This is a genomic window from Halomonas maura (assembly GCF_030409305.1).
Classification (GTDB): Bacteria; Pseudomonadota; Gammaproteobacteria; order Pseudomonadales; family Halomonadaceae; genus Halomonas; species Halomonas maura.
Genome location: NZ_JAUFPQ010000013.1, coordinates 332,563 through 358,383, shown reverse-complemented (window position 1 = coordinate 358,383; position 25,821 = coordinate 332,563). Strand labels below are relative to the sequence as shown.

The following is a 25,821-nucleotide window of genomic DNA, read 5'->3' as shown; positions in this document are numbered from 1 at the left end:
CTTAGAACGAGACCGGCTCGAGCACCTGGCGACAGGCGCGCACCACCGAGAGGGCGGCGAGGGTCGAGGTCTTGGGATTGCTTTCCAGGGGATGGCCGTTGAGCTCGATGGTGAACTCGCCGAAGCGCCCCCTGGCATGGAGGCGGTGGGTGTTGCGCGTGGCCGCCGGGTCGACGATCAGCTGCACCCGGGTGTCGCGCATGCCCACCCCCGCCAACGCGATGGTGGCGGCGACGTTGGAATTGGCCGGGAACAGCCGCGCGGCCTCGCCGGCATCGCCCGCGAAGAACACCGTCTTCTCGGCGACGGCGCCGAGGTCGATGAGCTGTTCGGCGTGGCTGCCCTTCCAGCTGCGCGGGGCCTTGCAGGCCTCGTAGGTGACCTCGTCGAGGCCGCCCTCGCGGGCCGCCGCCAGGCCGTCCATGCCGGCCACGGCGCCGGACAGCAGTTGCATGCGTCCACCGCCCTCGCGGGCCGCGGTGGCGAGCCGCTCATACAGGGCCGCGTCGGCCAGGGCACCGGTGGCCACCACCGCCAGGGTCAGGCCACGGCGCAGCACGGCCTCGCCATGCTCGGCGAGGCCCGTCTGGCCGGCGCACTCCACCACCAGGTCGGGACACTCGGCGCACGCCTCGATGGCGGTCAATACCTCGGCGCGGCCGGCCAGGCGATCGCGGGTCGCCGCGGCATGGGCTTCCGGCACCACCACCCAGGCGAGCTCCATGCCCTGGGGGAGCAGGCGATGCACCTCGCTGCCCATGGCGCCGTAGCCGATCATCATCAGTCGTTTCGTCATCGGATTCTCCGTCGTCTTTCTTAGAGGTGGCGGTTGAAGCCACCGGAGACATCCAGGGCGGCGCCGGTGGTGAAGGAAGCCATCGGGGAGGCCAGGAAGACCAGGGCACGCGCCGGCTCCTCCGGGCGGCCCAGGCGGCCCATGGGGATGCCGCGCTTGGCGGCGATGGCGCCGATCCACTGCTCCCAGCTCTGGGACGGATCGTCGCGCTGCTCGAAGCGGCGGCGCCACTGGCCGGACTCGACCATGCCCAGCAGGATGGAGTTGACCCGGATGCCGTCATCGATCAGCTCGTGGGACAGCGAGTGGGTCATGTTGAGCAGGGCCGCCCGGGCCGCCGAGGTGGCGATCATGTGCGGCTCGGGCTGCAGCGCCAGCAGCGAGTTGACGCAGGTCAGCGAGCCGAGCTCGGAGGCCGCCAGCTGGGCGCGGAAGGCGCTCAAGGGATTGATCACCCCGAACAGCTTGAGGGTGGCCTCGGACAGCCAGGCCTCCCGCGGGGTGTCGTCGAAGTGGGCCACGTAGCCCTGGCCGGCGTTGGCGATCAGCATGTCGGTGCCGCCGAAGCGCTCGCGGACGGCCGCGGCGAAGGCCGCACAGGAGGCCTCGTCGAGCACGTCGCAGGTCTCGGCCAGCAGCTCGGCGGCGGGGAATTCCTCGGCGAGGGCGGCGCGGGCCGCCTCGAGCCGCTCGGGATTGCGGCCGCACAGCGCCACCCTGGCGCCATGGGTCAACAGCAGGCGCACGGTCTCGAGGCCGATCCCCGAGGATCCGCCGGTGACCACCGCCACCCGGTCTTCGATCATAAAGCTCATGGTGTCGTCCTCTCTCGGGTCCGGGTGGCAGGCGCCAGCAGCGGCCCGGCGAAGGCCGCGACGGCCTCGGCGAAGGCCGCCGGGGCGTCGATGTGGCTGGCGTGGCCGGCCCGCGGAATGTCGCGATAGGGCAACCCCAGGCGCTCGGCGAGGGTCCGCGAGGCCTCGGGGGTGGTGATGGCATCCTCGTCGCCGCACAGCACCATGGCCGGCACCGGCAGCCCCCCGGGCACATAGCCCTCCAGGGCGTCGTTGGCCAGCATCCAGCTGGCCTGGGCGAAGCCCTCGACGTGGAGGCGCCGCATGCCCTCGCGCACCCGGGCGACGTCGGCCGGATCGGCGCCGTCGCGCAGCAGGCGCGGGGCGCGCGCCGCGGCATAGGCCTCGTGACCCTGCTCGGCGAGCATCGTCCAGCGACTGCGATAGACCTCGTCGCGCTTGGTCGCGTCGGCGTCGCGGTAGCCCAGCGCCGGGTCGGCCAGGATCACCCCGGCCAGCCGCCCGGGTCGGCGGGCCGCGAAGGCGCTGGCCATCATCGCCCCCAGCGAGTGGCCCACCAGCACGCAGCGCTCGATGCCTAGGGCGTCGAGCCAGGCGTCGAGGCGCTCGGCATAGTCGGCGGCCGTGGGCACCTCATTCGCCAGCGGCCGGCTGTCGCCGTAGCCCGGGGCGTCCCAGGCCAGCAGGTGGTAGCCGGCTAGATAGGGAGCCAGCGGCGCCCAGGAGGCCGCCCCGGAGCTGATGCCGTGCAGCAGCACGATGGTGGGGCCCTCGCCACTTTCGCGGTAGGCCTGGCGCCCGGCGTCGAGGGTCAGGTGCCGGGGTGTCATTGCCTGGGGTGTCATTGCCTGGGGTGTCATGGCCGGCCCCCTCATCCGTCGCGCTTGACCCTGGACAGCGGGTGATCGTCCGGGTAGGTGGGGATCTGCGGCTTGGGCGTGCCCAGCATCACGCACATCAGGGCCTCCTCCTCGCTCTCGTTGAGCAGGCCGCGGTAGATGCCCGGCGGGATGGAGACCACGTCGCGTTCCTCGAGCACCGTCTCGGTGTAGCGGTCGCCGTCCTTGAGGAACAGGCGAATGGAGCCCTTGAGGACGAAGAAGACTTCCTCGACGTCGTCATGCACGTGCAGCGGCCCCTCGCACCTGGACGGCAGCACCATGGTCGAGAAGGTGAAGTGCTCGGCCGGGATGGTATTGGTGTCGTTGGCCACGCCGGTGGCGCCGGTGCCGATGTAGCGCATCTGGGCGCGACGGTACTTGGGATCGTAGTCGGCCTGGAACTTCAGGGCGTTCCAGTCGTACTTGCGGCCCTTGAAGCGCGCGATGCGCGTTTCGATCCAGTCCTCGAAGGACAGGTCGTCGGGTTTCTTCCAGGTAGCGAATTGTTCGGACATGGTGTCTCTCCTCGGGATCGCGCGGTGGTTGGTGGTGTTCGGGGGAGGCCTCGCCGCGCGGCCGGGGCCGGATTCGGGACGAGGGGTCCCCGGGCCGGCCGCCCGCAGGCGACCGGCATCGATGGTGACGCTGGGGGCGCCGGGCCTCGGGCCCGGCCATGGATCAGGCGTCGGCCTTCTTCTGGCGCCGGGTCTCGGCGTCGATGCCGCCCTCGATGGCCCACTCGGTGAACGACTCCAGGGAGTGCTGCATCTCGCGCGGCTCCCAGGCCTCGGTCAGGTAGTCCTCGTTGGTGTAGTACTCGAAGGCACCGCCCAGGGGGCTATTGACGTACCAGAAGTAGGCCGATGAGATCGGGTGCCGCCCCGGGCCGATGAAGGTGCTCCACTGGCGCCGGTTCATGGCCAGGCCGCCGCCGATCACCTCGTGGATGTCGCGCACCGTGAAGGCCACGTGGTTGAGCCCCGCGCCGCGATGCGGCAGCTTGAGCAGGAAGAGGTTGTGGTGGCCGCCGCGCGCCTGCATGCGCAGGAAGACGGCGCGCTCGATGTAGCGGTCGGAGACCGAGAAGCCCAGCAATTCGCGATAGAAGCGCTCACAGGCCTCGAGGTCGTCGACGAAGAACACCGCATGGCCGATGCTCGCCGGCGTGGCCCGCTCGTAGACCGGGCTCGGCTGGTCGACGCGCTTCATGTCGCCCCACTGGTTGATCGGGGTGACCTCCAGTTCGACGTCCTTGAGCCGGGTGGGCCGGATGCACACGGTCAGGCCATTGGGGTCGCGGCACTCCAGGCTGTCGCCGTGGTCGACGAAGCCGGGCTGGTCGCGCAGGCGTTCCCGCAGCGTGTCCAGGGCCGCGGCGTCCGCCACGCCCCAGGTCATGCGGCGCAGGGTCGAGCCCTCCTCGAAGGCCGCGGGCAACGCCGGGTCGTCGATGCCGCGCACCACCAGGCGGGCACCGTTGAGCGTCTCGAAGGACGCGGCCCCGTCCTCAGCGTCGACCGGCGCCAGGCCGAAGTCCGCGACGAATTGCTTGCCGGCCTCGACGTCCTCGGCGCCGAACTCCAATGTTTCGATACCCACGATACTCATGTCGATCTCCTGCTGAATGTGACCTCGGCCGTCACTCCGGCGACGTCACGGACACAAAGGGTCCCCGTTCGCGAGGCGAAGGCCTCGCGACAGTCGTCTGGTTGCCGTGTTGGCGCGTGCCGGGCGCAGGCGAGTCGAGCGCCCGGCGGAATGGATCAGGGCATGTTCATCTCATCTGGCGCTGCCCTCCGGCACTGCCCTGGTAGCCCAGCAGATTGGAGATGCTGCCGGCCGCCTCGGCGACCTCGAGTCGCAGGCGGTCGCGGTCGGCTTCCGGGATCTCGTGCACCGGCACCATGATACTGACCACCCCCTCGACCTCGCCGTCGTGGTTGAACAGCGGGTAGACGATCGAGGAGATGCCGAACTGGAAGTAGGATTCGCCGATCACGTAGCCCCGCTCGCGATCCTCCTGGACCAGAGCCCAGAGCGCCTCGCGATCCGTCGGCGCACCGGGTTCGCTGTCCGGCAGGCTGTCCTCGGGATAGAGCGCCTCGAAGGCCTCGCGACTCAGGCCGGTCAGCAGCATCCGGCCCAGAGAGGTGCGATGCACCGGCAGGCGGGTGCCGACGCTGACCCGGCGGATGGTGGCGTTGGCGGCGCTGACCCGGGCCACGTAGATGACGTCGCGGCCGTCGCGAATGGCGATATGGCTCGAGCAGCCGGTCTTGTCGCGCAGCGACTCGATCACCGGCTGGCCGACCTGCACCACGTCCAGGGAGGCGACGTACTCGAAACCCAGCCGCAGCACGTTGACCCCCAGCGAATACAGCCCGGTGGATGGATGGCGCCGGATGAAGCCCATGTACTCCAGGGTCTGGATGGCGCGGTAGGCCGTGGCCTTGGGGATGTCGACGCGCTTGACGATCTCGGCGAAGCTCATCTCCCGATGGCTGCGGCTCAGCTCCATCAGGATGATCAGGCCACGCTCCAGGCCCGGGATCAGGTACTTCCGTGCGTCCTTCTCGGTGTCGCTCATCGCGTCATCGCCTCTTGGTGTCGGGTCGGTTTCCGCGCCGGCTGGCGGGCTTCTCGCTGAGCCCTGGCGCCCTCGCGCCTACGATACCGGATCGGGACCCGGGAGCCGATTGCGCCTCGGCTTGCCTCGACGGCTTGGCGCCGCCTTTAATTCAAATATTAAACAGTATTTCTTATTTGATACAGCTTGAAGATAGACATCGGACCGCTGTTTGTCAAGGCCCGTTGGCTTCGCCTACAGTCGCGCACAATCCATTGATTTTAAAAGGGAAAAAATCCCCCCCCTCTCGGGCCATTCCCGAGGACGGCACGCCTATCGCCGACGGCACCGCGTCCTCAGGCCCGCGCCGTGGCCGACAAGCGCTTGTCACGCAGCTCGGCCATGCGCCGCGCCAGTCGCTCCAGCAACATCGCCTTGGCTCCCTGGTGGGCCGGATCGGCCCACAAGTTGCGGGTCTCGTGGGGGTCCTCGGCCAGGTGATAGAGCTCGCCGCCCGCCTCGCCCTCGAACAGGCTGAGCCGCCACGCCTCGGTGACCAGGGTGGTGATGCCGCTGTCGGCGTCGCCATCGCGGAACACCTGGATGCCGGCATCCTCGATCAGCACCGGCGGCGCCGGCCAACTCTCGTCGAACAGGTCGCGCCCCTGCATGCCGACGGGCATCCTCAGGCCGGCGCGCTGCAACAGCGTCGGCGCCAGGTCGATGGCACTGCCGAGCCGCGCCGAGACGCGCCCACCCGGGTCGGGCGAGCGAGGGTCGTGCCAGATCAGCGGCACGCGCACCACGCTCTGGAAGTGCAGGCCGAGCTTGAGCACGGTGCCGTAATCGCCCATGTAGTCGCCGTGGTCCGAGGTGAAGGCCACCACGGTGTCGTCGGCGAGCCCCCTGGCCGCGAGCCGTCCCAGCACCTCGCCCACGGCATCGTCGACCATCGAGATGCTGCCGTAGTTGAGGGCGATGATCTCGCGGAGCTGGCGCTCGGACAGGCTCAGCGGCCAGTGGCTGTCGGGCTCGTCGCGTCCCCAGCGATAGGCCGCCAGCGCCGCGTCCGGCAGGCCGGCGATGGCCTCGACCGAACGCCCCGCCGTGGCCGGCAGCACCACCTCGTCGGGGTCGTACATCGACCAGTAGCGGCCGGGGGGCGTGAAGGGGTGGTGCGGATCGGGAAAGGACACCACCAGCACGAAGGGCGTCTCGTCGTCCTGCTCGTCGAGAAACGCGCAGGCCTGGTCGGCGACGTAGGCGGTCGGATAGGAGGCTTCGGGCAGCGCCGTACGCCAGCACTGCGGCGCCGTGATGGTCTCGTCGGGCAGGGCGTTGGCCGGCCCGCGCAGCGCGTCCGGATCGGCGTGGCGCTCGCGCAGCCAGGCGCCGTAGTGGCCCTCGACCCCGTCGCCGTGGCCGATGCACAGCCGCACATGATCGAAGCCGTAGTAGGGCGTGGGCAGCTCGAGGTCCGGCGTCTCGGCCCAGCGCCGGCGCACCTCCCAGCGGTAGGCGTCGCCGTCGCGCTGGCGGCGCAGGCTGTGCCCCAGTGCCGCGGGCAGCGCCTCACCGTCGCCGCCCTGGCGCCGCTCGGGCGCGGGGATGTCGGTGACGTTCTGGAAATGCGCCTTGCCGATATAGCCGGTGTGATAACCGGCCCCGCGCAGCACGTCGGCGAAGGTCACGCTGTCCAGGTCCAGCGGGATGCCGTTCTGGCGCACCCCGTTGACCGACGGCTGCTGGCCGGTGACCAGGCAGGCCCGGTTGGACTGACAGATCGGCGTGGTCACGTGGAAGCGCGTGAAACGCACCCCCGAGGCGGCCAGGCCGTCCAGGTGCGGCGTCCTGACGGTCGGGTCGCCGTAGCAGCCCAGATGCTCGGCACGCTGCTGGTCGGTGATAAAGACGATAAAGTTCGGGCGTCGCATCGCAGTCTCCTCGCTCGGGGTCGCCGACTCAATCGAACATCAGCCCGACCGGCCAGGTGACGATCTCGGGGAAGGCGAAGACGATGGCGATGGCCAGGAAATCGCAGACCAGGAAGGGCACCGCGGCCTTGTAGATGCTGCCCATGCCCGTGCCCTGGGGCGCCACCGCCTTCATCACGAACAGCGCGGCGCCCAGCGGCGGCGAGGTGGAGCCGGTCTCGATGGCGATCAGGAACAGCGCCGCGAACCACAGGGGGTCGAAGCCAAACTGCTCCACCACCGGCACGAAGATCGGCAGGGTGATCATCATGATCGGCAGCGGCCCCATGAACATGCCCAACACCACGATGGTCAGCACCATGGCCAGCACGATGGTCTTGTCGCCGAACGGCAGGCCGAGCACGGCGTCCATCAGGCCGAAGGTCGCCCCAGTGAAGGACAGCAGCTGGGTGAAGGCGATGGCGCCGGCCACGATCAGCAGCACCATCACCGAGATGGCGGCGCTCTCGAACATCGAGCTCTGGAAGATACCGAGGCTCAGGCGGCGCTTGAGCAGAGCCAGCAGCACCGTGGCCACGGCGCCGGAGGCCGCCGCCTCGGTGGGCGTGGCCAGGCCCAGGAAGATCACCCCGACCACGGCGAAGACGATGATGCCGATGGGCAGGATGTTGCGGGCCCCGGCCTCGAGCTTGACCCGCGTCGATGTGGGGGCGACGTCGAAGGACGGCGCCACGTCCGGCTGCAGGGTGCAGCGGCCGAGAATGTAGACGGTATAGAGCACCGCCATCAGCAGGCCCGGCAGGATGATGGCGATCAGCAGCCGCCCGATCGGCAGCTCGGCCACCACGCCCAGCACCACGGCCAGCGAGCTCGGCGGGATCATGATCGCCAGGCCGGCGGAGCCGAGGACAGGCCCCAGCGACATGGGCTTCTGGTAGCCGCGCTTCTCCATCTCAGGCACCAGGCTGGAGCCCAGCAGGGCGATGGAGCCCATGCTGTTGCCGGTCAGGGTGGAGAACAGCACCCCGCCACCCACGGCCATAAAGGCCAGTCTTCCCCGAAGTTTTCCAAACCATTTATCCAGCGTATCCAGCAGATCGTTGGCGATGCCCGAGCGGAACATCACCTCGCCCATGATCATGAACATGGCGATGGGCACCAGGGTAAAGCTGGTCAGTGCGCCGGTGGTGTTGATCACCAGCTGTTCGACGCCGGACATGCCGCCCAGCAGCACATAGGCGCCGACCAGGTTGACGACCAGGAAGGCGAACGCCACCGGCATGCCGAGCATCATCAGCAGCAGGAGCGGTCCCATGAGCAGAAGCAGCGTCAGCCACCAGTCCATATAAGCCTCCAGGGGAGATGTTGTCTGTGCGCGAGCCTGTTGCGGCTCAGCGCTTGAAACTGTCGAGAGTCTGCGCCACGAACTGGATCGCGAGCAGCAGCATGCCGAGGGGGAAGACCATGGTGATCAGGTAGCTGGGCGGTCGCATCAGGGTGGTCTCGCGCATCCCGTACTCGAGCTGGTCGAGGGTCACCAGACCGCCGACCCAGGCGCAGTAGCCGCAGGCCACCCCCGCCAGGGCGCTCATCAGGGCGACCAGCAGGCGGCGCGGCCACTCGGGCAGGGCATCGGTGACCAGGTCGATGGCCACGTGGCGGTGCTTCTCGAGCAGGTAGGGCGCGCCGAGAAAGGTCATGTAGAGCAGCGAGTATTCGCTGAGCTCGATGACCCAGACCAGGGAGTTGTCGAACAATACCCGGGAGAGAATCTCCAGGAACACCAAGGCGGTGGCGAGGACCAGCACCACGCCACTGAGCCAGGCCAGCCACAGGTTCAACCGGCTGACGCCACGCATGAAGGCGTTGGACGGTAGGCACTCGGCGGAAAGGGAGTCATCCATAGCGAAGGCCCCGATAGGTGGTCAGGGCCCGGCGCCCCGGAGGTGGGCGCCGGGCACGGGGAAGCATCACTCGACCAGCATGGCCTTGAGGTCGGCATGCAGTTCGGGATCCACGTCCTCGGCGAGATGGCTCCAGGCCGCCTCGATGGCGGTCGCGATGTACTCGTCGGCGGCCTCGCCGGTCAGCTCGATCTCCTGGAAGCCGGCCTCGTCCATCTGCGCATAGCCGGTGGCGATAATCTCGTCCCAGCTAGCGTCGATCTCGGGCGCCAGCTCTTCGCGCAGGTAGGCCTGTACGCGGCCCTGCAGGTCCTCGGGCAGTTCGCTCCAGGCCTCCGGGTTGACCAGCACGTTGAAACCGGCTCGATAGTAGGGAGGGGTGATGTAGTAGTTGACCACGTCCTCGAACTGATCGACCCAACCCAGGTTGCTCTGGGCGAAGCCGTCGATGACGCCGCGCTCCATGGCGGTGTAGATCTCGCCCATGGGCAGCACCAGGGGCTCGGCGCCGAGCGCTTCGACGAAGGGCAGGATGGTGGGGAAGACGCGGATGCGCTTGCCGGCGATGTCGTCGAGGCCGGTCACCTCGTCCTTGAAGAACAGGAAGAACTTCACGGGACTCGCCGGGATCTCGCCGAGATAGTGCAGGCCCCGCTCGGCGTGGACCTCGGTCATCCGCTCCAGGTAGCCGGACTGGGCGATCTCGTCGTAGGTCTTGAACGACAGGTTGGAGGCGGTGGCCGAGGGCACCAGGCCGGAATAGTAGCTGGGGCTGGTCAGCGCCATGTCGATGGAGCCATTGCGTACGGCGTCGGCCAGGCGGAAGGGCGGCATCACCTCGGGGCCGCCGCGCCAGTTGATCTGCAGTTCGCCGTCGAACGTCTCGTTGATGGCCTCGACGAAGGCCTCGAAGCCGTGGGAGACCACCGCGGTCTTGGGCGTGAAGGAGACGGCGTTGAGGGTGATTTCCTCGGCCTGGGCGGCACCGGCGGCGGCCGCCAGGGACAGGCCCAGCAGGGACTTGGTCAGGAGCTTCTTGGTCATGCGGGGATTTCCTCGGGTGTTGTTATTGAAGCGTTCGGAGAGTGGCGGCCGGCGTCAGGCCAGTTCCACGCCCCAGGCATCGTAGCCGTAGACCCAGTCGGCATTTCCCTCGCCCTTGAGCCAGTCGTTGGCCCGGGAGCCGCGCTGCACCTTGGCGGTACGTTCCTTGCGGGCCGACTCGTAGCGTTCCAGCGCCGCGGCGAGGCCGTCGCGGTCGATGCCTTCCAGGCAGCGCGACAGCACCACGGCGTCCTCGATGGCCATGCAGGCGCCCTGGGCCATGAAGGGCACCATGGGGTGGGCGGCGTCGCCGAGCAGGGTGGCATGCCCCACCGACCAGCGTTCCATGGGCTCGCGCACGTAGAGCGCCGACTTGGTCACGCCGTCACAGGCGGCCAGCAGGACCCGTACGTCGGGATGGAAGTCCCGGTAGACCCGGCGCAGTTCTTCGACGTCACCGGGCAGGGTCCAGGATTCCTCGCGCCAGTCGTCCTGAGGCGTGGTGGCGAAGATGAACACCTCCTCGCCGCGGGTCAGCGGGAAGACCACCACCTGGACGTCGGCGCTCGGCCCCCACCACTTGGTGAAGGCATCCAGGTTCTCGACCTCCGGCACCGCGCTGCGCGGCACCACCGAGCGATAGGACACCAGGCCGGTGAACTCGGGCTGGTCCTCGCCGAACAGTTCGCGACGCACCGCCGAGTGAATGCCGTCGCCGCCGATCACCAGATCGACGTCCGCGTGGCTGCCGTCGGCGAAATGGATGCGCATCGGCTCGCCCTGCTCGATGCGCTCGGCCTGCTTGCCCAGATGGATGGCCTCATCGGGCAGGGCCTTCTCCAGTGCCTGGAGCAGGTCGCCGCGATGGATCGTCAGCTGCGGGGCGCCATAGCGCTCCTCGGCGGCCTCGCTCATGGGCAGTCGCGAGGTCTCCTCGCCGGTGTCCCAGGTGCGGCTGATGCGGTGGGTCGGGCGCGCCGCGGTCTCGCGCAGCACCTCGCCCACGCCCAGGCGATCCAGGGCGCGCACGGCGTTGGGGGTCAGGTTGACGTCGGCACCGATGCGCAGGAACTGCCTGGCGCGTTCGAAGACGATGGCCTCGTGGCCCAGTTGACGCAGCGCCAGCGCCGCGCAGAGACCGCCGACACCCCCACCGCAGATACCAATCTTCAGGCTTGTCATGCTGTTCTTACCTTTGTTGCCGTCCCAGACGGCGCGCCGCCCGGCGTGCCATATTTGAAACTCTGTTTATTATTTGATGCTAGCAATGTAGGCCCGCCGTCGGGCTTTGTCAAACGTCACCCGGGAGTCATGCGGAGCCGAAGAAAGCCCCTCGATGAATCAACAAGATACCTGGTCGAAGAGAGGCGCCGGCCGCTCAGTAGCGGCGGATCAGGGGAAGGAGCACGACGGCGCCCAGGAAGGCCATGGCCATCATCAACATCAGGCCGGCGGTCATGTCGCCGGTGGCGACGATCAGCGCGCCGATCAGCACCGGCACCAGGGCGCCGGATAAGTTGCCCAGGCCGTTGAAGATCCCGCCGGCAGTGGCGCTGACGTCGGAGGGGGTGGCCTTGGCCAGCAGCGCGAAGACATTGGGGGCGCCGACGCCCCACATGGCGGCACTGAACGACATGGCGGCGATCATCGCCCAGTTGGAGTCTTCGATGGACAGCACCAGCGCCAGCCCCAGGCCCGCCCCGAGCATGGCGATCGAGCACATCAGCGCGCGTCGGTCGAAGCGGTCGGAGGCGACGGCGCCGATCACCTCGCCCAGCAGCATGGCGATGAACGGCAGCGAGGAGAAGATCCCGGCCTGGTCGAGATCGATGCCTTTGTCCTGGACCAGGTAGGTGGGCAGCCAGCTGTTGAGCCCCCATAGATAGGCCAGGAAGGCCACGTTGAACAGGCACATCGCCCAGAACGACCAGCGCTTGAGCAGCCGGCCGGTGGCCACCTTGTGAGACGACAGCGGCACATGGGACTGGTCGCTGTGCTGCAGCGCCGGGGAGCGGGTGCTGACGTCGAGGCGCCGGAACACCAGGTAGACCAGCAGCATCACCGGCAGCGTCAGCAGGGCGATGGCGAAGAAGCTGGCCCGCCAGCCGAACTGCTCGACCACCCAGATGGTGAAGGGGAAGCCCAGAGTGGCGCCGATCGGCGTGCCCAGCAGCCACAGCATGGTCGCCCGGGCCTGCTCCCGCGGCGGGAAGAGCCGCTTGACGATGGTGTAGGCCACCGCGAACATCGGCCCCTCGGCGATGCCCAGCAGCACCCGCAGGCCGAGCATGAGGCCGAAATCGTCGACGAACCCCATCACCGCCATGATGCTGGCGGTGAGGATCAGCATGCCGTAGAGGCAGCTCCGCGGGCTGAAGATATCGCCGAGGAAGCCCAGGAACATCGACGAGGCCCCGTAGGACAGCAGGAAGCCGGTCATCAGCAGTCCCAGGCGGGTCGACTCGCCCTCCAGGCCCAGGTCGGCCTGGAAGGCGGGACTCGAGATCAGCACGGCGACGCTGATCTTGTCGAAGAAGGACAGGATCACGCAGGCCAGCAGGGCCAGGGGCACCAGCCAGCGCCGCGCGCCGCTCGATGGCCCGGCATCGGGCGAGGCTCCGGCCGTCAGGGCCGGGGCGGCGGTATCGGACATGGGTTCACCTGTTATCGTTGTGTCGTCACGTCATCAGGGGGGCCGGCTCAGCGCAGCTGCATCAGGTTGTAGTCGGGGTCGCCCAGGGCCTCGGGGGCGAGCACCCGTTCGGCGGCCAGCCAGCGCTTGCCGAGCTTGATGGCGCGCGGCTGATCGAAGGCCACCATCTGCACCAGGCGACTCTCGTCGTCGAGATAGAAGAACACCGGCCCCTGCGGATCCGGGCGGACCACGCAATGGAGCTCGCCACTGGGCACGCCGAGGATCTGGATGTTGACGCCGTGCTGGTCGGACCACAGCCAGGCCGGCTCGTCGTAATGTGCCTCCTTGCCGAGCATGGCGTCGGCCACCACCCGAGCCTGGTTCTGGGCATAGGCCCAGGACTGCAGGCAGAGCCCCAGATGGGGATGCTGAGAGACGTCACCGGCGGCGAAGATCCTGGGATCGGAGGTGTGCCCGGCGGCATCGACGATGATCCCCTGCTCGGTCCTGAGCCCGGCGTCGCGGGCCAGCTCCAGGTTGATCTCGACGCCGACGCCCACCACCACCAGGTCGTAGGGCTCGTGGGCCTCGCCGTCGGCGGTGATCGCCACCCGGCCGTCGGCCTCCTCGCTCAGCCGGATGTCCTGGCGGTTCAGCGCCAGGCCCACGCCGTGGCGCTCGTGGAGCTCGCGGATGGCCTCGGCCACCTCGGGGCCCACGCTGCGGCCGCACAGTGCCGGGGCGCGCTCGAAGACGTCCACCTCGACACCCAGCTTGCGGGCGCTGGAGGCCACCTCGAGACCGATCCAGCCGCCGCCGATGATGCCGATGCGCCGACTCTTCTCGAGCCGTTCCTTGAGCCGGGAGGCATCGTCCCATGTCCGCAGGGTCATGACATTGCCGATCTCCGCCCACTCGGGCACCGGCAGGCGCGGCCGGCTGCCGGTAGCGATCAGCAGTCGGTCGTAGGGCAGGCGTTCGCCGTTGTCGAGCACCACCTCGCCGGCCTCGCGGTCGATCTCGACGGCCCGCCGGGGGCGACGCCAGTCGATGTCGAGGGCCGCCAGGCGGTCCGCCGGGAAGAGCCGCGGCAGGGGCTCGCCCTCGGTGACCACGCCCTTGGACAGCGGTGGGCGTTCGTAGAAGTCGTGGGGCTCGTCGGCCACCACCGTCAGGCGGCCGGTGAAGCCTTCGCCGCGCAGCGCCTTGCAGGCATAGCCGCCGGCCTGGCCGCCGCCGATCACCACGATGTGCTGGATATCGCTTGTCATGTTCGCCGCTCCTTAGAGCTCCTTTCAAAACCCAACTGGTGGAGGCGGGCTTTCCGGCGACAAGCCTTCGCGAGGGCGCTGTGAACCCTTCCCTGGGCGCTACCTTTGCCATCCATGGCAAAGGACCCTCGCTTCGCCTTATCCCCGGCGCCCATTGCCACTGAAAGTTTGGAAATGCTCTCTTAGTTGAAGACGAAGCCACCGTTGACCGGGATCACCTGCCCGGTGACGAAGGTCGACCAGTCCGACAGCAGGTAGAGGATGGTGCCGTCCACGTCGTCGGGCTGCTGTTCGCGTTTCAGGGCTCGGCCCTGGGCATAGAAGTCGTAGCGCTCCTGGGGGACATACTCGGTGGCCTCGCAGTGGGTCAGCCCCGGGGCGACGGCGTTGACACCGATCTCGCGCTCGCCGAGTTCCCTGGCCATGGCGCGGGTCATGGCGATCACCGCGCCCTTGCTGGCCACATAGGCCATCAGCCTGGGGGCACCCCACAGGGCGGTGTCCGAGGCCAGGTTGACCACCCGGCCGCCGCCGGCGGCCTCGAGCAGCGGCACGGCGGCCCGGGTCATCAGCCAGGCACCGCGCACGTTGACCGTCATCACCCGGTCCCAGAGGGCTATGTCGTAGTCCATCAGCGTCTCGCCGCCGACGCCGGTGGCGATGGCGGCGTTGTTGACCAGCCCGTCCAGGGGGCCGCCGTCGGCGAGGCGGGCCATGCCCGCCTCGATGGAGGCGGGGTCGGCCTGGTCGATGACATGTGCCTCGACCTCGGCGCCGCCCTCGCGCAGCGCCGCGGCGGTCTGCTCCAACTCGGCCTCGAGGATGTCGCTGATCACCAGCCGGGCGCCCTCGGCGGCGGCGGCCTCGGCGACGCTGCGCCCCAGGCCGCGCGCGGCGCCGGTCACCAGGATGCGCTTGCCGGAAAGCATCTGCGCCATCTCAGGCCGCCTGCTGGCGCGCGGCCAGCTGCTTCTTGGCCATCTTCAGCATCACCCGGCGCAGCCTTGAGAGGCCCACGTCGTGCTGGTAGAGGTTCTCGTGATGACGGGCGTCGGGCGCCAGGTTCTCGAGGATGATGCGATCCTGCTCCAGGACGTCCCAGTGCAGCCGTTCGAGCTTGGTGCGGTAGAAGAAGCGCCACACCTGACGCTGCCAGCCATCGACCTTGCGCACCCGCCAGAAGAACACCCGGGTGTTGACCTTGTCCTCGGGCACGGCCATGCCGACGATCCAGAAGGGGCCGCCCGGTCCGAAGCGCTGCTGGTAGGGGATCGACAGGCGCAGCCAGAGGGCGCCGGTGTTGCCGTATTCCACCCAGTCGAAGTTGACGCCGGTCTGGCCGGTCTTCTTGAAGATGAAGCCGCTCTCGGTGGGCTCGAGCACCATCTCGGCCTGGCGGTCGCCCTCGGCCATGGAATGGGAATCCGAGTGCAGGTAGGTGCCGTGCATCGGGTCCATGACGTTGTCGACGGCATACTGGTAGTTGCACTTCCAGGTGGCGGTGCACAGGAAATGGCCGTAGGTCTCGGCGTCGGCTAGCTGCTCCGGCAGCTCCAGCTCGCCGGGCTCCTCGTCCGGCGCGGTACCGAAGTAGACGAAGATGGCGCCGTGGGCCTCCTGGATGGGGTAGCGGCGCACACAGGGCTGGCCGACCAGCGGGCTGTTGCTGATCGCCGGGACATCGCAGACCTCGCCCTCGCCGTTGACCTCGACCCCGTGGTACCAGCAGGCCAGGCGGTCGCCCAGGTTCCAGCCCTTGGAGAGGCGGGCGCCGCGGTGGGGGCAGCGGTCCTCGATGGCATGCAGGGTGCCGTCATGGCCGCGCCACAGCACCAGGTTCTCGCCCAGGCGGGTGATGCCCAGGGGATTGCTGCCGACCTCCCAGCTGGCGGCGACGGGATACCACAGCGAGCGCAGGCCGCTATCCAGGTAATCCTGAACGGCGGCGGCGTCGGAGGATGCACTAGTCATGACTCGACCTCGTTGTTGATTGTGCGAAGACGTGGGTGTCGGCTACCGGGGGCTTACTGCCCCAGGACCGCCATCTCCCGAAGGAAGCTCTCCTGGGTCCAGGGCCGGCCATTGCGGTCATGGCGATCGCGCGCATTGAGGCCGTCGACCAGGGCGTCCAGCTCGGTCACTCCCTCGGCGAACACCTCCTCGAGGGCCTCCACCAGTTCCAGTTCGAAGGGCCCCGGCACGCTCTGACGGGTCTGCCAGACGGGGTTGGCGAAGCCGCCCGGCACCTCGATGTGGCCCTGGCCGGGCTCGCTGGAGGGGATGATGCGCTGCCAGGTCTTCAGTTGGGGGTTGTAGTCTTGCTGGGCCATGCCTTAGCTCTCCTCGCTCACCTGCAGTTGAACCTCGTCGTCGATGATCCGCACCGGATAGACGTGGAGGTCACGATCGGCCGGCTCTCGCAGGCACTGGCCGGTCTTGATGTCGAAGGTGGCCTCGTGGAGCGGGCACTCCACCTGGCCGTCCTCGACGAAGCCCTGGGACAGCAGGGCATAGGCGTGGGGGCAGACGTCCTCGAGGGCGTAGTACTCGCCATCGAGCACATAGACGCCGATCTCCTTGCCGTCGATCTTCGCGGAATAGGGAAAGTCTTCCTGCACCTGGTCGGTCTTGCAGACGGGGGTCCAACTCATGACGTGTTCCTCATCGATCGGGGAGTGATGGGTCATCCCAGGCCGGATCAAATAAGAAACCATATTTATTATTTGATCCAATGCGCCCCAGTATAGGCGGGCCACTCATCCTGTCAATACTATATAGTATTTGGCGGACAGTCCGATACACCCGGGTCCGCCCACCTGAGCGTCGGCCCGACAGACGAGACGGTCCCGTGACACGAGGGGGTCACATGGCTAGCGCAGTTGGGTGCGCAGGGAGAGGCGGTAGTCGTTGGCGGGGATGTGCATGATCTGCCAGGCGACGGTGATGTCGTCGGCCAGCCGATAGAGGGTCTCGAGGCGCAACCCCAGGGGCGGTGTCTCGGCCAGGTCGGGCAGCATGACCCGGGCCACGGCCTTGGGCAGGCGCACCAGGCGCACCCGGTTCTCGGCGTGGCTGACCGTCAGCCGCCCCCGGGCCTCGAGCAGGGGCAGCACGCTATCGTGCTCCAGGGCCTCGGCCGGCATCTCGAGCAGGGAGCCGGCCATGTCGCCTCGCAGGTAGATCTCGGTATGGCAGTCGAAGGCCCCGTCGATGCGGTCCTGCCGCACCAGGCGCACGTGGCCGCTCGGGCCGTCGCCCAGCAACTCGCTCCAGGCCCCCTGGCGGGTGAGCCGTTCACGCTTGAGTAGCCGGATGAAGACCATGCGGACCCGGGTCCCGTCGGGACGCAGGAAGCCGAAGGCCGGGGTGGTGATCTCGCGTCGATGGTCGCCGCCGGCGACGAAGGTGCCCAAGCGACGCTGACGATAGAGCTCACCACTTTCCACCAGGTCGCGCAGGGCCTTCTGCACGGTCCCCAGGCTCAGCGGCAGGGCGGCGGCCAGTTCCTGCTCGGTAGGCAGCCGCGTCCCTTCCGGTAGCCATCCCTCGACGATCAGCTCGATGATGGCATCACGCATGCACAGATACTTGGGCGACCTGGGGGACTGCTCGAGGTGTCGGGAGATGCGATCGACCAGCAGGGACAGCACGGCAATGCCTTGTAGGGGACATGAAGGCGGGAATTCTAGCAGGCTTGGCCGGGGGCCATAAGCTCGAAGCTCGAAGCTCGAAGCTCGAAGCTCGAAGCTCGAAGCTCGAAGCTCGAAGCTCGAAGCTCGAAGCTCGAAGCTCGAAGCTCGAAGCTCGAAGCCAGTCAGCGTACTACCAGCCGCTGCAAACGGACCCCCCGTGGCCAGGCCACGGGGGGTCTTCCAGCTTCAAGCTTACGGCTATCGCTCCCGGCGAAGCCGGGTCGCTCATTTCTCGACGAAGGCGCGCTCGATCACGTAGTCGCCGGGCTCGCCCATGCGCGGCGAGATATTGAAGCCGAGCTCGTCGAGCAGGTCGCTGGTGTCGTCGAGCATCGCCGGGCTGCCGCAGATCATGGCGCGATCCTGCTTGGGGTCCAGGGCCGGCAGGCCGGTGTCCTCGGCGAGCTTGCCGCTACGAATATGGTCGGTCAGACGACCCATGGTGTGGAACTCCTCCCGGGTCACCGTGGGGTAGTAGACCAGCTTCTCGCTGATCTCCTCGCCCAGGTACTCGTGGGCCGGCAGCTCCTGGGTGATGAAGTCGGCATAGGCCAGCTCGCTCACGGTACGCACGCCGTGCACCACCACGATCTTCTCGAAGCGCTCGTAGGCCTCGGGATCCTGGATCAGGCTCATGAACGGGGCCAGCCCGGTGCCGGTGGAGAGCAGGTAGAGGTTACGCCCCGGCAGCAGGTCATCGGTGACCAGGGTGCCGGTGGGCTTGCGGCTGACCATGATCTGGTCGCCGACCTTGAGGTGCTGGAGGCGCGAGGTCAGCGGGCCGTCGGGCACCTTGATGCTGAAGAACTCCAGGTGATCCTCGTAGTTGGGGCTGGCGATGGAGTAGGCCCGCATCAGTGGCTTGCCCTCCACCTCCAGGCCGATCATCACGAACTGGCCGTTCTTGAAGCGCAGGCTGCGCTCCCGGGTGGTCTTGAAGCTGAACAGGGTGTCGTTCCAGTGATGGACGCTGAGGACTTCTTCCAGGGCGAACTTGCTCATGCCGGCTCCTATATATTCCAGGAACGCATAGATGCGTCGATATGTCTTTGCAGCTGATTCTAAGAGACGCGACAATATCTGTTAAATGGATTGTATGGATAAAGCTTATCTATACTACCGATATAGCCCTGTGGAGATCGCCGGATGCGCTATACCCTGCGCCAGCTCGAGGTGTTCGTGGCCGTGGCCCAGCACGAGAGCGTCTCCCATGCCGCCCGCGCCCTGGCGCTGTCCCAGTCCGCCGCCAGCACCGCCCTGGCGGAGCTGGAGCGCCAGTTCGACTGCCGCCTGCTCGACCGCATCGGCAAGCGCCTCAAGCTCAATGCCCTGGGCTTCCAGCTGCTGCCCAAGGCCGTCGCCCTGCTCGACCGTGCCGAGGAAGTGGAGGAGCTGCTGCGCGGCCAGCAGGGCATCGGCACCCTCGACGTGGGCGCCACCCTGACCATCGGCAACTACCTGGCCACCCTGCTGATCAGCGACTTCATGCAGCATCACCCGGGCAGCCGCATCCGCCTCCAGGTGCGCAACACCCGCACCATCATCGAGGGGATCCGCCACCATCAGCTGGACCTGGGCCTGATCGAGGGGCAGTGCGAGGACGACGACGTCATCACCCAGCCCTGGGTCGAGGACGAGCTGGCGGTGTTCTGCTCGCCCCGCCATCCCCTGGCCGACCAGGGACCGGTGGAACTCGACCGGCTGCTGCGCGAGGCCTGGATCATGCGCGAGCAGGGCTCCGGCACCCGCCTGACCCTGGAGCAGGCCGCCCGCCACCGGCGCGGCCGCTTCAACACCCTGCTCGAGCTGGAGCACACCGAGGGCATCAAGCGCGCCGTGGAGTCCGGGCTCGGCATCGGCTGCGTCTCCAAGCTGGCGCTGCGCGATGCCTTCCGCCGCGGCAGCCTGGTGCCGATTCCGACCCCCGACCTGGACCTGAGCCGCCAGTTCGCCTTCATCTGGCACCGTCACAAGTACCTGGCGACCGGCATGCGCGAGTTTCTCAAGCTCTGCCGGCAGATGACCGAGGGCATCCGCCGCAGCGACCAGATCGACCTGCCCCACTACTCCTGAGCCTGGTGGGCGGGTCGCGCCACCGCGAGGACATCGAACACCGGGCGGGCAATCCCGCCGCGAGGCCAGGCGGCCCCGTGGCGGGAGCATCGGGAAGGGGGCGGGTCAGCGCAGGTCGCTCACCGCGTTCTGGATGTCGGCCAGGCTGGCCTTGGTGAGATCCTTGGACAGGGTGTGGATCACCAGCTTGGCGGTGGGGGGATCGAGCTTGTCACGCAGCTGGCCGAGAAAGCGCGGCGGGGCGACCAGGATCAGCTTCTCCAGGGTGTTCTCGACCCGGGCGCGATAGAGGCGATCGGCGACTTCGCGGGCGAAGATCGTCTCATGATGCTGGGTCGCCACGCTCTCGCCGCCGGCGGAGCGCGCCGTCGTGGATGTCGACTCGTGGACATCCCCGCTGCGGTCGGTCACCAGGTCGCCCTCGTGCAGCCGCCCTTCGGCATGCACCAGGCTGTCCTTCTCTTCAAGCTTCAGTGCATCCCGGGTGAAGACCCGGGCCCTGGCTGCATCGGCCACCACGATATAGGTCGTCATAGTCGCTCCTTGATGCTGGAAGGCATGCGAAGGACTCTCCGCCTGCCTTCTCAACATTGGCAAGGCACTCCCGGAGCGTCAACTGACGGCGTCGAGCGACACCCGACGTCGGCGTCCGCGGACACTGCCGCCGGGCCGTCGACTGGGGTAGGATGCCCGGCCACCGGCCCGGATCGCCGGTGCCATCGCCCGGCACGCCCATCCCCGCCGCCCGGAGGAGTTCCCATGCGGTCTTTCCTGTTCCCCCGTCATCCCCTGCCGCGACGCACCCTGCTGTTCTGCCACGCCGCCCTCCAGATCGGCCTGCTGACGATTGGCGGCCTGTGGCTGGCCGCCCAGACCCCCTGGCTCGCCGATACCGGCTGGCTGGCCGCCGCCCCCCGTCTCATCCTGGGCGCCAGCGCGCTGCTGCTGGCCGTGATCGGGCTGCGCCTGCTCGCCGAGCTGTGGCTGCTGCCGTACCACCTGGCCGGCCAGCGCGCCGGCTTCGCCCCCGCCGCCGTGGTCACCCGCTCCTTCGAGCGCCGTCCCGCGGTGCACGCCGCCGAGCAGGCCTGGACCTCGGCGGCACAGCCGACGGAGACCGAGGACACCGTGCTCGGCAGCGCCCGGGTGACCCGCCCGGCGCCACGTCGCCCGCGCCCCCAGGACGAGCCGACCCTCGACCTGGCCGGCGGCCAGGCGGAGCCGGCGTCGGCGCGCGAACCACGACTGTGAGCGCCGAGACGACGAACCCCGGCCGTGGCCGGGGTTCGTCGTTTTCGTTCTGCCCGAGGGCTCGCTCAGTCCTCGAGCAGCCGGCGCATAAAGGGCGGCAGCGCCAGGGCCCCGCGATGGGCCGCGTCGGTATAGTACTCGAGGGGCATCTCGGTGGCCGCCGCGTCGACCTCCCGGAAGCTCGCGACGTCGACGCCCTTGCCGGCCAGGGTCACGCTCCACCAGCCCGAAGGGTAGACCGGCTGGGGAAAGGGCAAGGTGGCCACGCTGTCGAAGCCGGCCTCGCCCATGTCGCGGCGCAGGTCACGGATGATCGAGCCGCTGTGGTAGAGCGGCGACTCGCTCTGCTGCACCATCACGCCGCCCGGCCGCAGGATGCGATGACAGCGGCGCAGGAAGTCGGCCTTGAACAGCCCCTCGGCCGGCCCCACGGGGTCGGTGGAGTCGATGATCAGCACGTCGACGCTGTCGTCAGGCGCCGCGTCGACCCACTTCACGCCGTCGGCGAACAGCAGTTCGGCGCGGGGATCGGCGTTGGATTCAGTCAGCGCCGGGAAGAAGCGCTCGGCGGCCCGGGTCACCTCCTCGTCGATGTCGATCTGGGTGACCCTGTCGACGCCGGGATGACGCAGCACCTCACGCAGGGTGCCGCAGTCGCCGCCGCCGATGATCACCACGCGCTTCGGGTCCGCGTGGGTGAACAGCGCCGGATGCGCGATCATCTCGTGATAGAGGAAGTTGTCGCGGTCGGTCAGCATCACGCAGCCATCGAGCACCATCAGGTTGCCGAAGGTCTCGGTGGCATAGACCGCGAGGTGCTGATAGGGACTCTGCACCTCGTGCAGCGTCTCGGTGACCTTCAGCGAGAAGGCGCTGCCATGGCTGTCGAAGACTTCGGTGAACCAGCCGGAATCGAGAGACGTGCTCATCGGGGACCCTCAAGGTGACGTATGGAGTGCCGTGGCCGCGACATGGGGCGGCGGCCGGCAAGGTAGCCTAAGATCGCTCGGCAAGGAAGCCCCGGCGCACACCGGCGAGCGCCAGCACGGCGGCGGCCGCCCCCAGGCCGTTGGCCAGGATGTCCGCGGCATCGCCCCCGAAGCGCCCCGCCACGGGCATCTGAGCCAGCTCGATGGCCACGCCGAAGAGCACCGCGGCGAGGAAGGCCAGCGGCAGGCGCAGCCCGGCGAGCCCCATGAGGCCGGCCAGGCCGGCATAGCCGAGGAAGTGGCTGGCCTTGTCCCAGGGCAGGGCCTTGGGCAGCTCGCTGGCGGGCATCAGGCTACCCCAGGCGACGACCAGGGCCGCCGCCACGGCCAGCCAGGCCCACAGGCGGCGGCGGTCGTGCCAGCGCCGCAGCCAACCCGCCTCAGGCATGGGCGATATTGCGGTGATAGGCCGGGCTCAGCTCGTGCAGCGCCTCCATGAAGGCCGTGACGCGGTCCGGGTCGGTGAACTGGCTGATGCCGTGGCCCAGGTTGAAGACATGGCCGGGCCCCTCGCCGTAGCTGTCGAGGATGCGGGCCACCTCGGCGCGAATCGCCGAGGGCCGCGCGAACAGCACGTTGGGGTCGAGGTTGCCCTGCAGGGCGACGCGGTGGCCGACCCGGGCCCGGGCGCCGGAGAGCTCGGTGCTCCAGTCCAGGCCCAGACCGTCGGCGCCGGTCGCGGCCAGGTCCTCGAGCCACTGGCCACCGTTCTTGGTGAACAGGATCACCGGCACCTTGCGCCCCTCGTGCTCGCGGATCAGGCCGGCGACGATCTGCTCCATGTAGCGCAGCGAGAACTCCAGGTAGGCCGGCGTGGACAGCGCCCCGCCCCAGGTGTCGAAGATCTGCACCGCCTGGGCGCCGGCGCGAATCTGGGCGTTGAGGTAGTCGGTCACCGCGTGGGCCAGGGTGTCGAGCAGCTGGTGCATGGTGTCCGGGGTGTCGTAGAGCATGGCCTTGACGTGGCGGAAGTCCTTGCTCGAGGCACCCTCGACCATGTAGGTGGCCAGCGTCCAGGGACTGCCGGAGAAACCGATCAGCGGCACCCGGCCGTTCAGTTCGCCGCGGATGGTCGACACGGCGTTCATCACGTAGTCGAGGTCGCGCTCGGCGTCGGGCACGGTCAGCGCCGCGACCGCCCCCGGGGTGCGCACCGGCTTGCGGAATTTCGGCCCCTCGCCGGTCTCGAAATACAGTCCCAGGCCCATGGCGTCGGGGATGGTGAGGATGTCCGAGAAGAGGATGGCGGCATCCAGCGGATAGCGCTCCAGCGGCTGGAGGGTGACCTCGCAGGCCAGGTCTCGGTTGCGGCACAGGTCCATGAAGCTGCCGGCCTGGGCACGCACCTCGCGGTACTCCGGCAGGTAGCGGCCGGCCTGTCGCATCATCCACACCGGCGTGCGGTCCACGGGTTGACGCGCCAGGGCGCGCAGAAGGCGATCGTTCTTGAGTTCCATGCAGGCGCTCATCCACGGAAAATGTCGGCGTCATTGTAACCCATCACGGCGGTAGGGGCTGTGGTCGTGAGCCCGCCCCGGCTTCCTGATAGAATGAGCGGAATCCGACGGCCACGCCCGGTCTTCCATCGAGGTACATCGTGACGATTCGCTACATCGCCGCCTCCCGGCTGCCCACCCCCTGGGCCACCTTCACCATGCACGGCTTCGAGGACGAGGCCACCGGCAAGGACCATATCGCCCTGACCCTGGGCGAAGTCGGCGATGGCGAGCCGGTGCTGGGGCGCGTGCACTCCGAGTGCCTGACCGGCGACGCCCTGTTCTCGATGCGCTGCGACTGCGGCTACCAGCTCCAGGAGGCCCTCAAGCGCATCGCCGAGGAGGGCCGCGGGGTGCTGCTCTACCTGCGCCAGGAGGGCCGGGGCATCGGGCTGCTCAACAAGATCCGCGCCTACCACCTCCAGGACCAGGGCGCCGACACCGTCGAGGCCAACGAACAGCTCGGCTTCGCCGCCGACCTGCGCCGCTACGACCTCTGCGTGCCGATGCTCGAGACCCTGGGCATCGGCTCGCTCAAGCTGATGACCAACAACCCGCGCAAGGTCGAGGCGCTGACCCTGGCCGGCGTCGGCGTCAGCGAGCGGGTGGCCCTGACCACCGGCCTCAACCCCCACAACGAGCATTACCTGTCCACCAAGGCCGGCAAGCTCGGCCACATGATGGCGCTGGGCGACTTCACCCAGGCCAGCGACGTGGACATCGAACGCAAGCCCTGAGCGCCCCTGACGGGAACCTCCCCTTCGGCGTCGCCGTCGAAGGACAAAGGGAGGACCCGTCATGCATCGGCCATCCGCCCCGGACGACCCCGACTACTCGCTCCTCGAGGAGCTGCTGCACAGCGCCAGCCATGGCCTGGGGGCGATCTTGAGTGTCGTCGGGTTGGTGGCGCTGATCGCCCTGAGTAGCCGCGGCATGGCGGCCACGCCCCACAAGGTCGCCGCCGTCTCGCTCTACGGCACCACCCTGGTGCTGCTCTATACCGCCTCGACCCTCTACCACGGCACGCGCCACCCCCGCCTCAAGCGGGCCTTCCGGGTGCTGGACCACTGTGCCATCTACACCCTGATCGCCGGCACCTACACCCCCTTCCTGATGGTCAACCTCCAGGACTCCCTGGGTGAGCCCCTGCTGGCGGTGATCTGGACCCTGGCCGTGGCCGGCATCGCCCTCAAGCTGTGGCGTCCCTTCGTGCTCGGCGGCCTGCACATGGCCATCTACCTGCTGATGGGCTGGCTGATCCTGGTCGCCGCCGGCGAGCTCGATGACGCCCTCTCCCTCACCGGCCTCGGCCTGCTGATCGCCGGCGGGGCCTCCTATTCACTGGGCATCGTGTTCTTCGCGGTGCGGGCGATTCCGTTCAACCACACCATCTGGCACCTCTGCGTGCTGGGCGGCAGCACCTGCCACTTCTTCGCCGTGGTCACCGACGTGCTGCCCTTTTCCCCCTGAGCCCCGGAGGGGATCAGGCGCCCTGGCCACTCGCTCCGGCGCGCGGGGGCTGCCGCCGAGCGAGCCCGGCCCCATGCACCAGCCCCCGGCGACGACCGGGGGCGGTGTCGAGCAGACAAGGGAGGAGGCGGGCCAGGCGGCCAGCGCCTCGGATCCGTGGCCTCACCGGCCGCGGCGGGAAGAAGAGCCGCGGGGCGTCAAGGGCCGGGCTGGCCCCGGCAGGCGGTCATCACCGGTTCAGGCCGTGGCCCGGGCCTTGCGGATGCGCTCGTAGGCACTGCCGATCTCGCTGGTGCGCTCCTTGGCCATCTCGCGCATGCTCTCGGGCAGCCCCTTGGCGGCGAGCTTGTCGGGATGGTTCTCGCTCATCAGGCGACGATAGGCCTTCTTGACCTCGGCATCGCTGGCCTCGGGGGACAGACCCAGCACCTGGTAGGCATCCTCCAGGGAGGGGCCCTGGTCGCGCGCCGCCTCGGGGCCGCCGCGCAGCATGGCCTCGATCTGGGCGATCTCGGCCTCGGAGCAGCCCAGGCCCCGCGCCACGCGCAGCAGCATGTCGTGCTCGGCGGGATGCAGCTGGCCATCGGCGGCGATCGCCGCGAGCTGGACCTGAAGGAAGACCTGCAACAGCGCGCGCTGGCGGCCCACCACCTGGCGGACCTTGGCCAGCTCCGCCTCCAGGTCGAAGTCGGGCCCCTTGCCGCGGGTAAAGGCGGCCCGGGCCTGGGCGCGCTGCGCCTCGCTGAGCCGCAGGCGATCCCACAGCTGCCGGGAGGCCTCCAGCTCGGCCTCGGTGACCCGGCCATCGGCCTTGCACATGCAGCCCATGACCGCGAAGGTCGACTCGAGGAACTGCGCCTGGGCCCCGGCCAGCTTGCCCACCAGGCTCTTGCGCAGCCGCCGCACCAGCCAGTAGCCGAGGCCACCACCGATCAGCAGCCCCAGGGGACCGCCGATCAGGAAGCCGAGTACCGCTCCGATCAGCATGGCCATCAACATGACAT

28 protein-coding genes are annotated in these 25,821 nt (G+C 68.6%); 4 read left to right on the top strand and 24 right to left on the bottom strand.

All coding sequences use genetic code 11. The features are described from left to right. Position 1: 1 nt before the first annotated feature. The 19 genes from QWY76_RS08580 to QWY76_RS08490 form a co-directional block, all read right to left on the bottom strand. The gene (locus tag QWY76_RS08580; protein ID WP_290310717.1) at positions 2-796 is read right to left on the bottom strand and encodes an aspartate dehydrogenase; all 795 of its coding nucleotides are present in this window, start codon (positions 794-796) and stop codon (positions 2-4) included. A 20-nt stretch (positions 797-816) separates the two neighbouring features. Next, positions 817-1,611: an SDR family oxidoreductase gene (locus QWY76_RS08575; RefSeq protein WP_290310716.1), complete on the bottom strand. Its 795-nt coding sequence runs from the start codon at positions 1,609-1,611 to the stop codon at positions 817-819. Further along, positions 1,608-2,471: an alpha/beta fold hydrolase gene (locus tag QWY76_RS08570; protein ID WP_290310715.1), complete on the bottom strand. Its 864-nt coding sequence runs from the start codon at positions 2,469-2,471 to the stop codon at positions 1,608-1,610. The genes QWY76_RS08575 and QWY76_RS08570 overlap by 4 nt, the downstream gene beginning before the upstream one ends. Before the next feature lie 11 nt (positions 2,472-2,482). Beyond that, positions 2,483-3,007, bottom strand: a complete 525-nt coding sequence (locus QWY76_RS08565) for a cupin domain-containing protein (RefSeq protein WP_290310714.1) — start codon at positions 3,005-3,007, stop codon at positions 2,483-2,485. Between the two features lie 163 nt (positions 3,008-3,170). Then, on the bottom strand, positions 3,171-4,100 hold the full coding sequence (locus QWY76_RS08560) for a VOC family protein (protein ID WP_290310712.1): 930 nt from the start codon (positions 4,098-4,100) through the stop codon (positions 3,171-3,173). A 166-nt stretch (positions 4,101-4,266) separates the two neighbouring features. Beyond that, on the bottom strand, positions 4,267-5,079 hold the full coding sequence (locus QWY76_RS08555) for an IclR family transcriptional regulator (RefSeq protein ID WP_263590835.1): 813 nt from the start codon (positions 5,077-5,079) through the stop codon (positions 4,267-4,269). Between the two features lie 335 nt (positions 5,080-5,414). Continuing rightward, entirely contained in the window at positions 5,415-6,992 is a 1,578-nt protein-coding gene (locus tag QWY76_RS08550; protein ID WP_290310710.1) for a sulfatase family protein, read from the bottom strand. Positions 6,993-7,020: 28 nt separating this feature from the next. Next, a complete protein-coding gene (locus QWY76_RS08545; protein ID WP_263590833.1) occupies positions 7,021-8,337 on the bottom strand; it encodes a TRAP transporter large permease in 1,317 nt (438 codons plus the stop codon). A gap of 46 nt (positions 8,338-8,383) precedes the next feature. Continuing rightward, the gene (locus tag QWY76_RS08540; RefSeq protein WP_290310709.1) at positions 8,384-8,896 is read right to left on the bottom strand and encodes a TRAP transporter small permease; all 513 of its coding nucleotides are present in this window, start codon (positions 8,894-8,896) and stop codon (positions 8,384-8,386) included. A gap of 66 nt (positions 8,897-8,962) precedes the next feature. Further along, positions 8,963-9,940: a TRAP transporter substrate-binding protein DctP gene (gene dctP, locus QWY76_RS08535; RefSeq protein WP_290310707.1), complete on the bottom strand. Its 978-nt coding sequence runs from the start codon at positions 9,938-9,940 to the stop codon at positions 8,963-8,965. A gap of 54 nt (positions 9,941-9,994) precedes the next feature. Next, complete coding sequence (locus QWY76_RS08530; protein ID WP_290310706.1) at positions 9,995-11,122, bottom strand: FAD-dependent monooxygenase; 1,128 nt, start codon at positions 11,120-11,122, stop codon at positions 9,995-9,997. A 196-nt stretch (positions 11,123-11,318) separates the two neighbouring features. Beyond that, a complete protein-coding gene (locus QWY76_RS08525; RefSeq protein ID WP_290310705.1) occupies positions 11,319-12,593 on the bottom strand; it encodes an MFS transporter in 1,275 nt (424 codons plus the stop codon). A gap of 47 nt (positions 12,594-12,640) precedes the next feature. Beyond that, positions 12,641-13,846, bottom strand: a complete 1,206-nt coding sequence (locus QWY76_RS08520) for an NAD(P)/FAD-dependent oxidoreductase (RefSeq protein ID WP_290310704.1) — start codon at positions 13,844-13,846, stop codon at positions 12,641-12,643. A gap of 182 nt (positions 13,847-14,028) precedes the next feature. Continuing rightward, on the bottom strand, positions 14,029-14,784 hold the full coding sequence (locus tag QWY76_RS08515) for an SDR family oxidoreductase (protein ID WP_290310703.1): 756 nt from the start codon (positions 14,782-14,784) through the stop codon (positions 14,029-14,031). A 1-nt stretch (position 14,785) separates the two neighbouring features. Then, positions 14,786-15,817: a Rieske 2Fe-2S domain-containing protein gene (locus tag QWY76_RS08510; RefSeq protein WP_290310702.1), complete on the bottom strand. Its 1,032-nt coding sequence runs from the start codon at positions 15,815-15,817 to the stop codon at positions 14,786-14,788. A 53-nt stretch (positions 15,818-15,870) separates the two neighbouring features. Continuing rightward, positions 15,871-16,176 (bottom strand): recombinase-like helix-turn-helix domain-containing protein, encoded by a 306-nt coding sequence (locus QWY76_RS08505; protein ID WP_290310701.1) that lies wholly within the window; start codon positions 16,174-16,176, stop codon positions 15,871-15,873. A 3-nt stretch (positions 16,177-16,179) separates the two neighbouring features. Next, complete coding sequence (gene nirD, locus QWY76_RS08500; protein ID WP_290310699.1) at positions 16,180-16,497, bottom strand: nitrite reductase small subunit NirD; 318 nt, start codon at positions 16,495-16,497, stop codon at positions 16,180-16,182. Between the two features lie 219 nt (positions 16,498-16,716). Then, entirely contained in the window at positions 16,717-17,496 is a 780-nt protein-coding gene (locus tag QWY76_RS08495; protein ID WP_290310698.1) for a GntR family transcriptional regulator, read from the bottom strand. A 267-nt stretch (positions 17,497-17,763) separates the two neighbouring features. Further along, positions 17,764-18,540: a ferredoxin--NADP reductase gene (locus QWY76_RS08490; protein WP_290310697.1), complete on the bottom strand. Its 777-nt coding sequence runs from the start codon at positions 18,538-18,540 to the stop codon at positions 17,764-17,766. Positions 18,541-18,684: 144 nt separating this feature from the next. Between QWY76_RS08490 and QWY76_RS08485 the strand changes: the two genes are divergently transcribed. Continuing rightward, the gene (locus tag QWY76_RS08485) at positions 18,685-19,611 is read left to right on the top strand and encodes a LysR family transcriptional regulator (protein WP_290310696.1); all 927 of its coding nucleotides are present in this window, start codon (positions 18,685-18,687) and stop codon (positions 19,609-19,611) included. A gap of 105 nt (positions 19,612-19,716) precedes the next feature. On the opposite strand, the gene QWY76_RS08480 is transcribed toward QWY76_RS08485, so the two are convergent. Further along, entirely contained in the window at positions 19,717-20,145 is a 429-nt protein-coding gene (locus QWY76_RS08480; protein WP_290310695.1) for a host attachment protein, read from the bottom strand. A gap of 225 nt (positions 20,146-20,370) precedes the next feature. Between QWY76_RS08480 and QWY76_RS08475 the strand changes: the two genes are divergently transcribed. Beyond that, on the top strand, positions 20,371-20,862 hold the full coding sequence (locus QWY76_RS08475) for a hypothetical protein (protein WP_290310694.1): 492 nt from the start codon (positions 20,371-20,373) through the stop codon (positions 20,860-20,862). 65 nt (positions 20,863-20,927) lie between these two features. On the opposite strand, the gene speE is transcribed toward QWY76_RS08475, so the two are convergent. The 3 genes from speE to hemE form a co-directional block, all read right to left on the bottom strand. Next, positions 20,928-21,791, bottom strand: coding sequence for a polyamine aminopropyltransferase (gene speE / locus QWY76_RS08470; RefSeq protein WP_290310693.1), 864 nt, complete (start codon positions 21,789-21,791; stop codon positions 20,928-20,930). A 67-nt stretch (positions 21,792-21,858) separates the two neighbouring features. Then, positions 21,859-22,239, bottom strand: coding sequence for a VanZ family protein (locus QWY76_RS08465; protein WP_290310692.1), 381 nt, complete (start codon positions 22,237-22,239; stop codon positions 21,859-21,861). After that, on the bottom strand, positions 22,232-23,308 hold the full coding sequence (gene hemE / locus QWY76_RS08460) for a uroporphyrinogen decarboxylase (RefSeq protein WP_290310691.1): 1,077 nt from the start codon (positions 23,306-23,308) through the stop codon (positions 22,232-22,234). The genes QWY76_RS08465 and hemE overlap by 8 nt, the downstream gene beginning before the upstream one ends. A gap of 140 nt (positions 23,309-23,448) precedes the next feature. Between hemE and ribA the strand changes: the two genes are divergently transcribed. Both ribA and trhA read left to right on the top strand, forming a co-directional pair. Further along, complete coding sequence (gene ribA / locus QWY76_RS08455) at positions 23,449-24,084, top strand: GTP cyclohydrolase II (protein ID WP_290310690.1); 636 nt, start codon at positions 23,449-23,451, stop codon at positions 24,082-24,084. Positions 24,085-24,145: 61 nt separating this feature from the next. Further along, entirely contained in the window at positions 24,146-24,817 is a 672-nt protein-coding gene (gene trhA, locus QWY76_RS08450; RefSeq protein ID WP_290310689.1) for a PAQR family membrane homeostasis protein TrhA, read from the top strand. A gap of 237 nt (positions 24,818-25,054) precedes the next feature. On the opposite strand, the gene djlA is transcribed toward trhA, so the two are convergent. Beyond that, positions 25,055-25,816, bottom strand: coding sequence for a co-chaperone DjlA (gene djlA, locus QWY76_RS08445; protein WP_290310688.1), 762 nt, complete (start codon positions 25,814-25,816; stop codon positions 25,055-25,057). Positions 25,817-25,821: the final 5 nt, after the last annotated feature.

What these genes read in the sequence shown, in the direction of transcription:
- QWY76_RS08580 (WP_290310717.1), bottom strand. Translation starts at nt 796, where the DNA reads ATGACGAAACGACTGATGATGATCGGCTACGGCGCCATGGGCAGCGAG.
- QWY76_RS08575 (WP_290310716.1), bottom strand. Translation starts at nt 1,611, where the DNA reads ATGAGCTTTATGATCGAAGACCGGGTGGCGGTGGTCACCGGCGGATCC.
- QWY76_RS08570 (WP_290310715.1), bottom strand. Translation starts at nt 2,471, where the DNA reads ATGACACCCCAGGCAATGACACCCCAGGCAATGACACCCCGGCACCTG.
- QWY76_RS08565 (WP_290310714.1), bottom strand. Translation starts at nt 3,007, where the DNA reads ATGTCCGAACAATTCGCTACCTGGAAGAAACCCGACGACCTGTCCTTC.
- QWY76_RS08560 (WP_290310712.1), bottom strand. Translation starts at nt 4,100, where the DNA reads ATGAGTATCGTGGGTATCGAAACATTGGAGTTCGGCGCCGAGGACGTC.
- QWY76_RS08555 (WP_263590835.1), bottom strand. Translation starts at nt 5,079, where the DNA reads ATGAGCGACACCGAGAAGGACGCACGGAAGTACCTGATCCCGGGCCTG.
- QWY76_RS08550 (WP_290310710.1), bottom strand. Translation starts at nt 6,992, where the DNA reads ATGCGACGCCCGAACTTTATCGTCTTTATCACCGACCAGCAGCGTGCC.
- QWY76_RS08545 (WP_263590833.1), bottom strand. Translation starts at nt 8,337, where the DNA reads ATGGACTGGTGGCTGACGCTGCTTCTGCTCATGGGACCGCTCCTGCTG.
- QWY76_RS08540 (WP_290310709.1), bottom strand. Translation starts at nt 8,896, where the DNA reads ATGGATGACTCCCTTTCCGCCGAGTGCCTACCGTCCAACGCCTTCATG.
- dctP (WP_290310707.1), bottom strand. Translation starts at nt 9,940, where the DNA reads ATGACCAAGAAGCTCCTGACCAAGTCCCTGCTGGGCCTGTCCCTGGCG.
- QWY76_RS08530 (WP_290310706.1), bottom strand. Translation starts at nt 11,122, where the DNA reads ATGACAAGCCTGAAGATTGGTATCTGCGGTGGGGGTGTCGGCGGTCTC.
- QWY76_RS08525 (WP_290310705.1), bottom strand. Translation starts at nt 12,593, where the DNA reads ATGTCCGATACCGCCGCCCCGGCCCTGACGGCCGGAGCCTCGCCCGAT.
- QWY76_RS08520 (WP_290310704.1), bottom strand. Translation starts at nt 13,846, where the DNA reads ATGACAAGCGATATCCAGCACATCGTGGTGATCGGCGGCGGCCAGGCC.
- QWY76_RS08515 (WP_290310703.1), bottom strand. Translation starts at nt 14,784, where the DNA reads ATGGCGCAGATGCTTTCCGGCAAGCGCATCCTGGTGACCGGCGCCGCG.
- QWY76_RS08510 (WP_290310702.1), bottom strand. Translation starts at nt 15,817, where the DNA reads ATGACTAGTGCATCCTCCGACGCCGCCGCCGTTCAGGATTACCTGGAT.
- QWY76_RS08505 (WP_290310701.1), bottom strand. Translation starts at nt 16,176, where the DNA reads ATGGCCCAGCAAGACTACAACCCCCAACTGAAGACCTGGCAGCGCATC.
- nirD (WP_290310699.1), bottom strand. Translation starts at nt 16,497, where the DNA reads ATGAGTTGGACCCCCGTCTGCAAGACCGACCAGGTGCAGGAAGACTTT.
- QWY76_RS08490 (WP_290310697.1), bottom strand. Translation starts at nt 18,540, where the DNA reads ATGAGCAAGTTCGCCCTGGAAGAAGTCCTCAGCGTCCATCACTGGAAC.
- QWY76_RS08485 (WP_290310696.1), top strand. Translation starts at nt 18,685, where the DNA reads ATGCGCTATACCCTGCGCCAGCTCGAGGTGTTCGTGGCCGTGGCCCAG.
- QWY76_RS08480 (WP_290310695.1), bottom strand. Translation starts at nt 20,145, where the DNA reads ATGACGACCTATATCGTGGTGGCCGATGCAGCCAGGGCCCGGGTCTTC.
- QWY76_RS08475 (WP_290310694.1), top strand. Translation starts at nt 20,371, where the DNA reads ATGCGGTCTTTCCTGTTCCCCCGTCATCCCCTGCCGCGACGCACCCTG.
- speE (WP_290310693.1), bottom strand. Translation starts at nt 21,791, where the DNA reads ATGAGCACGTCTCTCGATTCCGGCTGGTTCACCGAAGTCTTCGACAGC.
- QWY76_RS08465 (WP_290310692.1), bottom strand. Translation starts at nt 22,239, where the DNA reads ATGCCTGAGGCGGGTTGGCTGCGGCGCTGGCACGACCGCCGCCGCCTG.
- hemE (WP_290310691.1), bottom strand. Translation starts at nt 23,308, where the DNA reads ATGGAACTCAAGAACGATCGCCTTCTGCGCGCCCTGGCGCGTCAACCC.
- trhA (WP_290310689.1), top strand. Translation starts at nt 24,146, where the DNA reads ATGCATCGGCCATCCGCCCCGGACGACCCCGACTACTCGCTCCTCGAG.
- djlA (WP_290310688.1), bottom strand. Translation starts at nt 25,816, where the DNA reads ATGTTGATGGCCATGCTGATCGGAGCGGTACTCGGCTTCCTGATCGGC.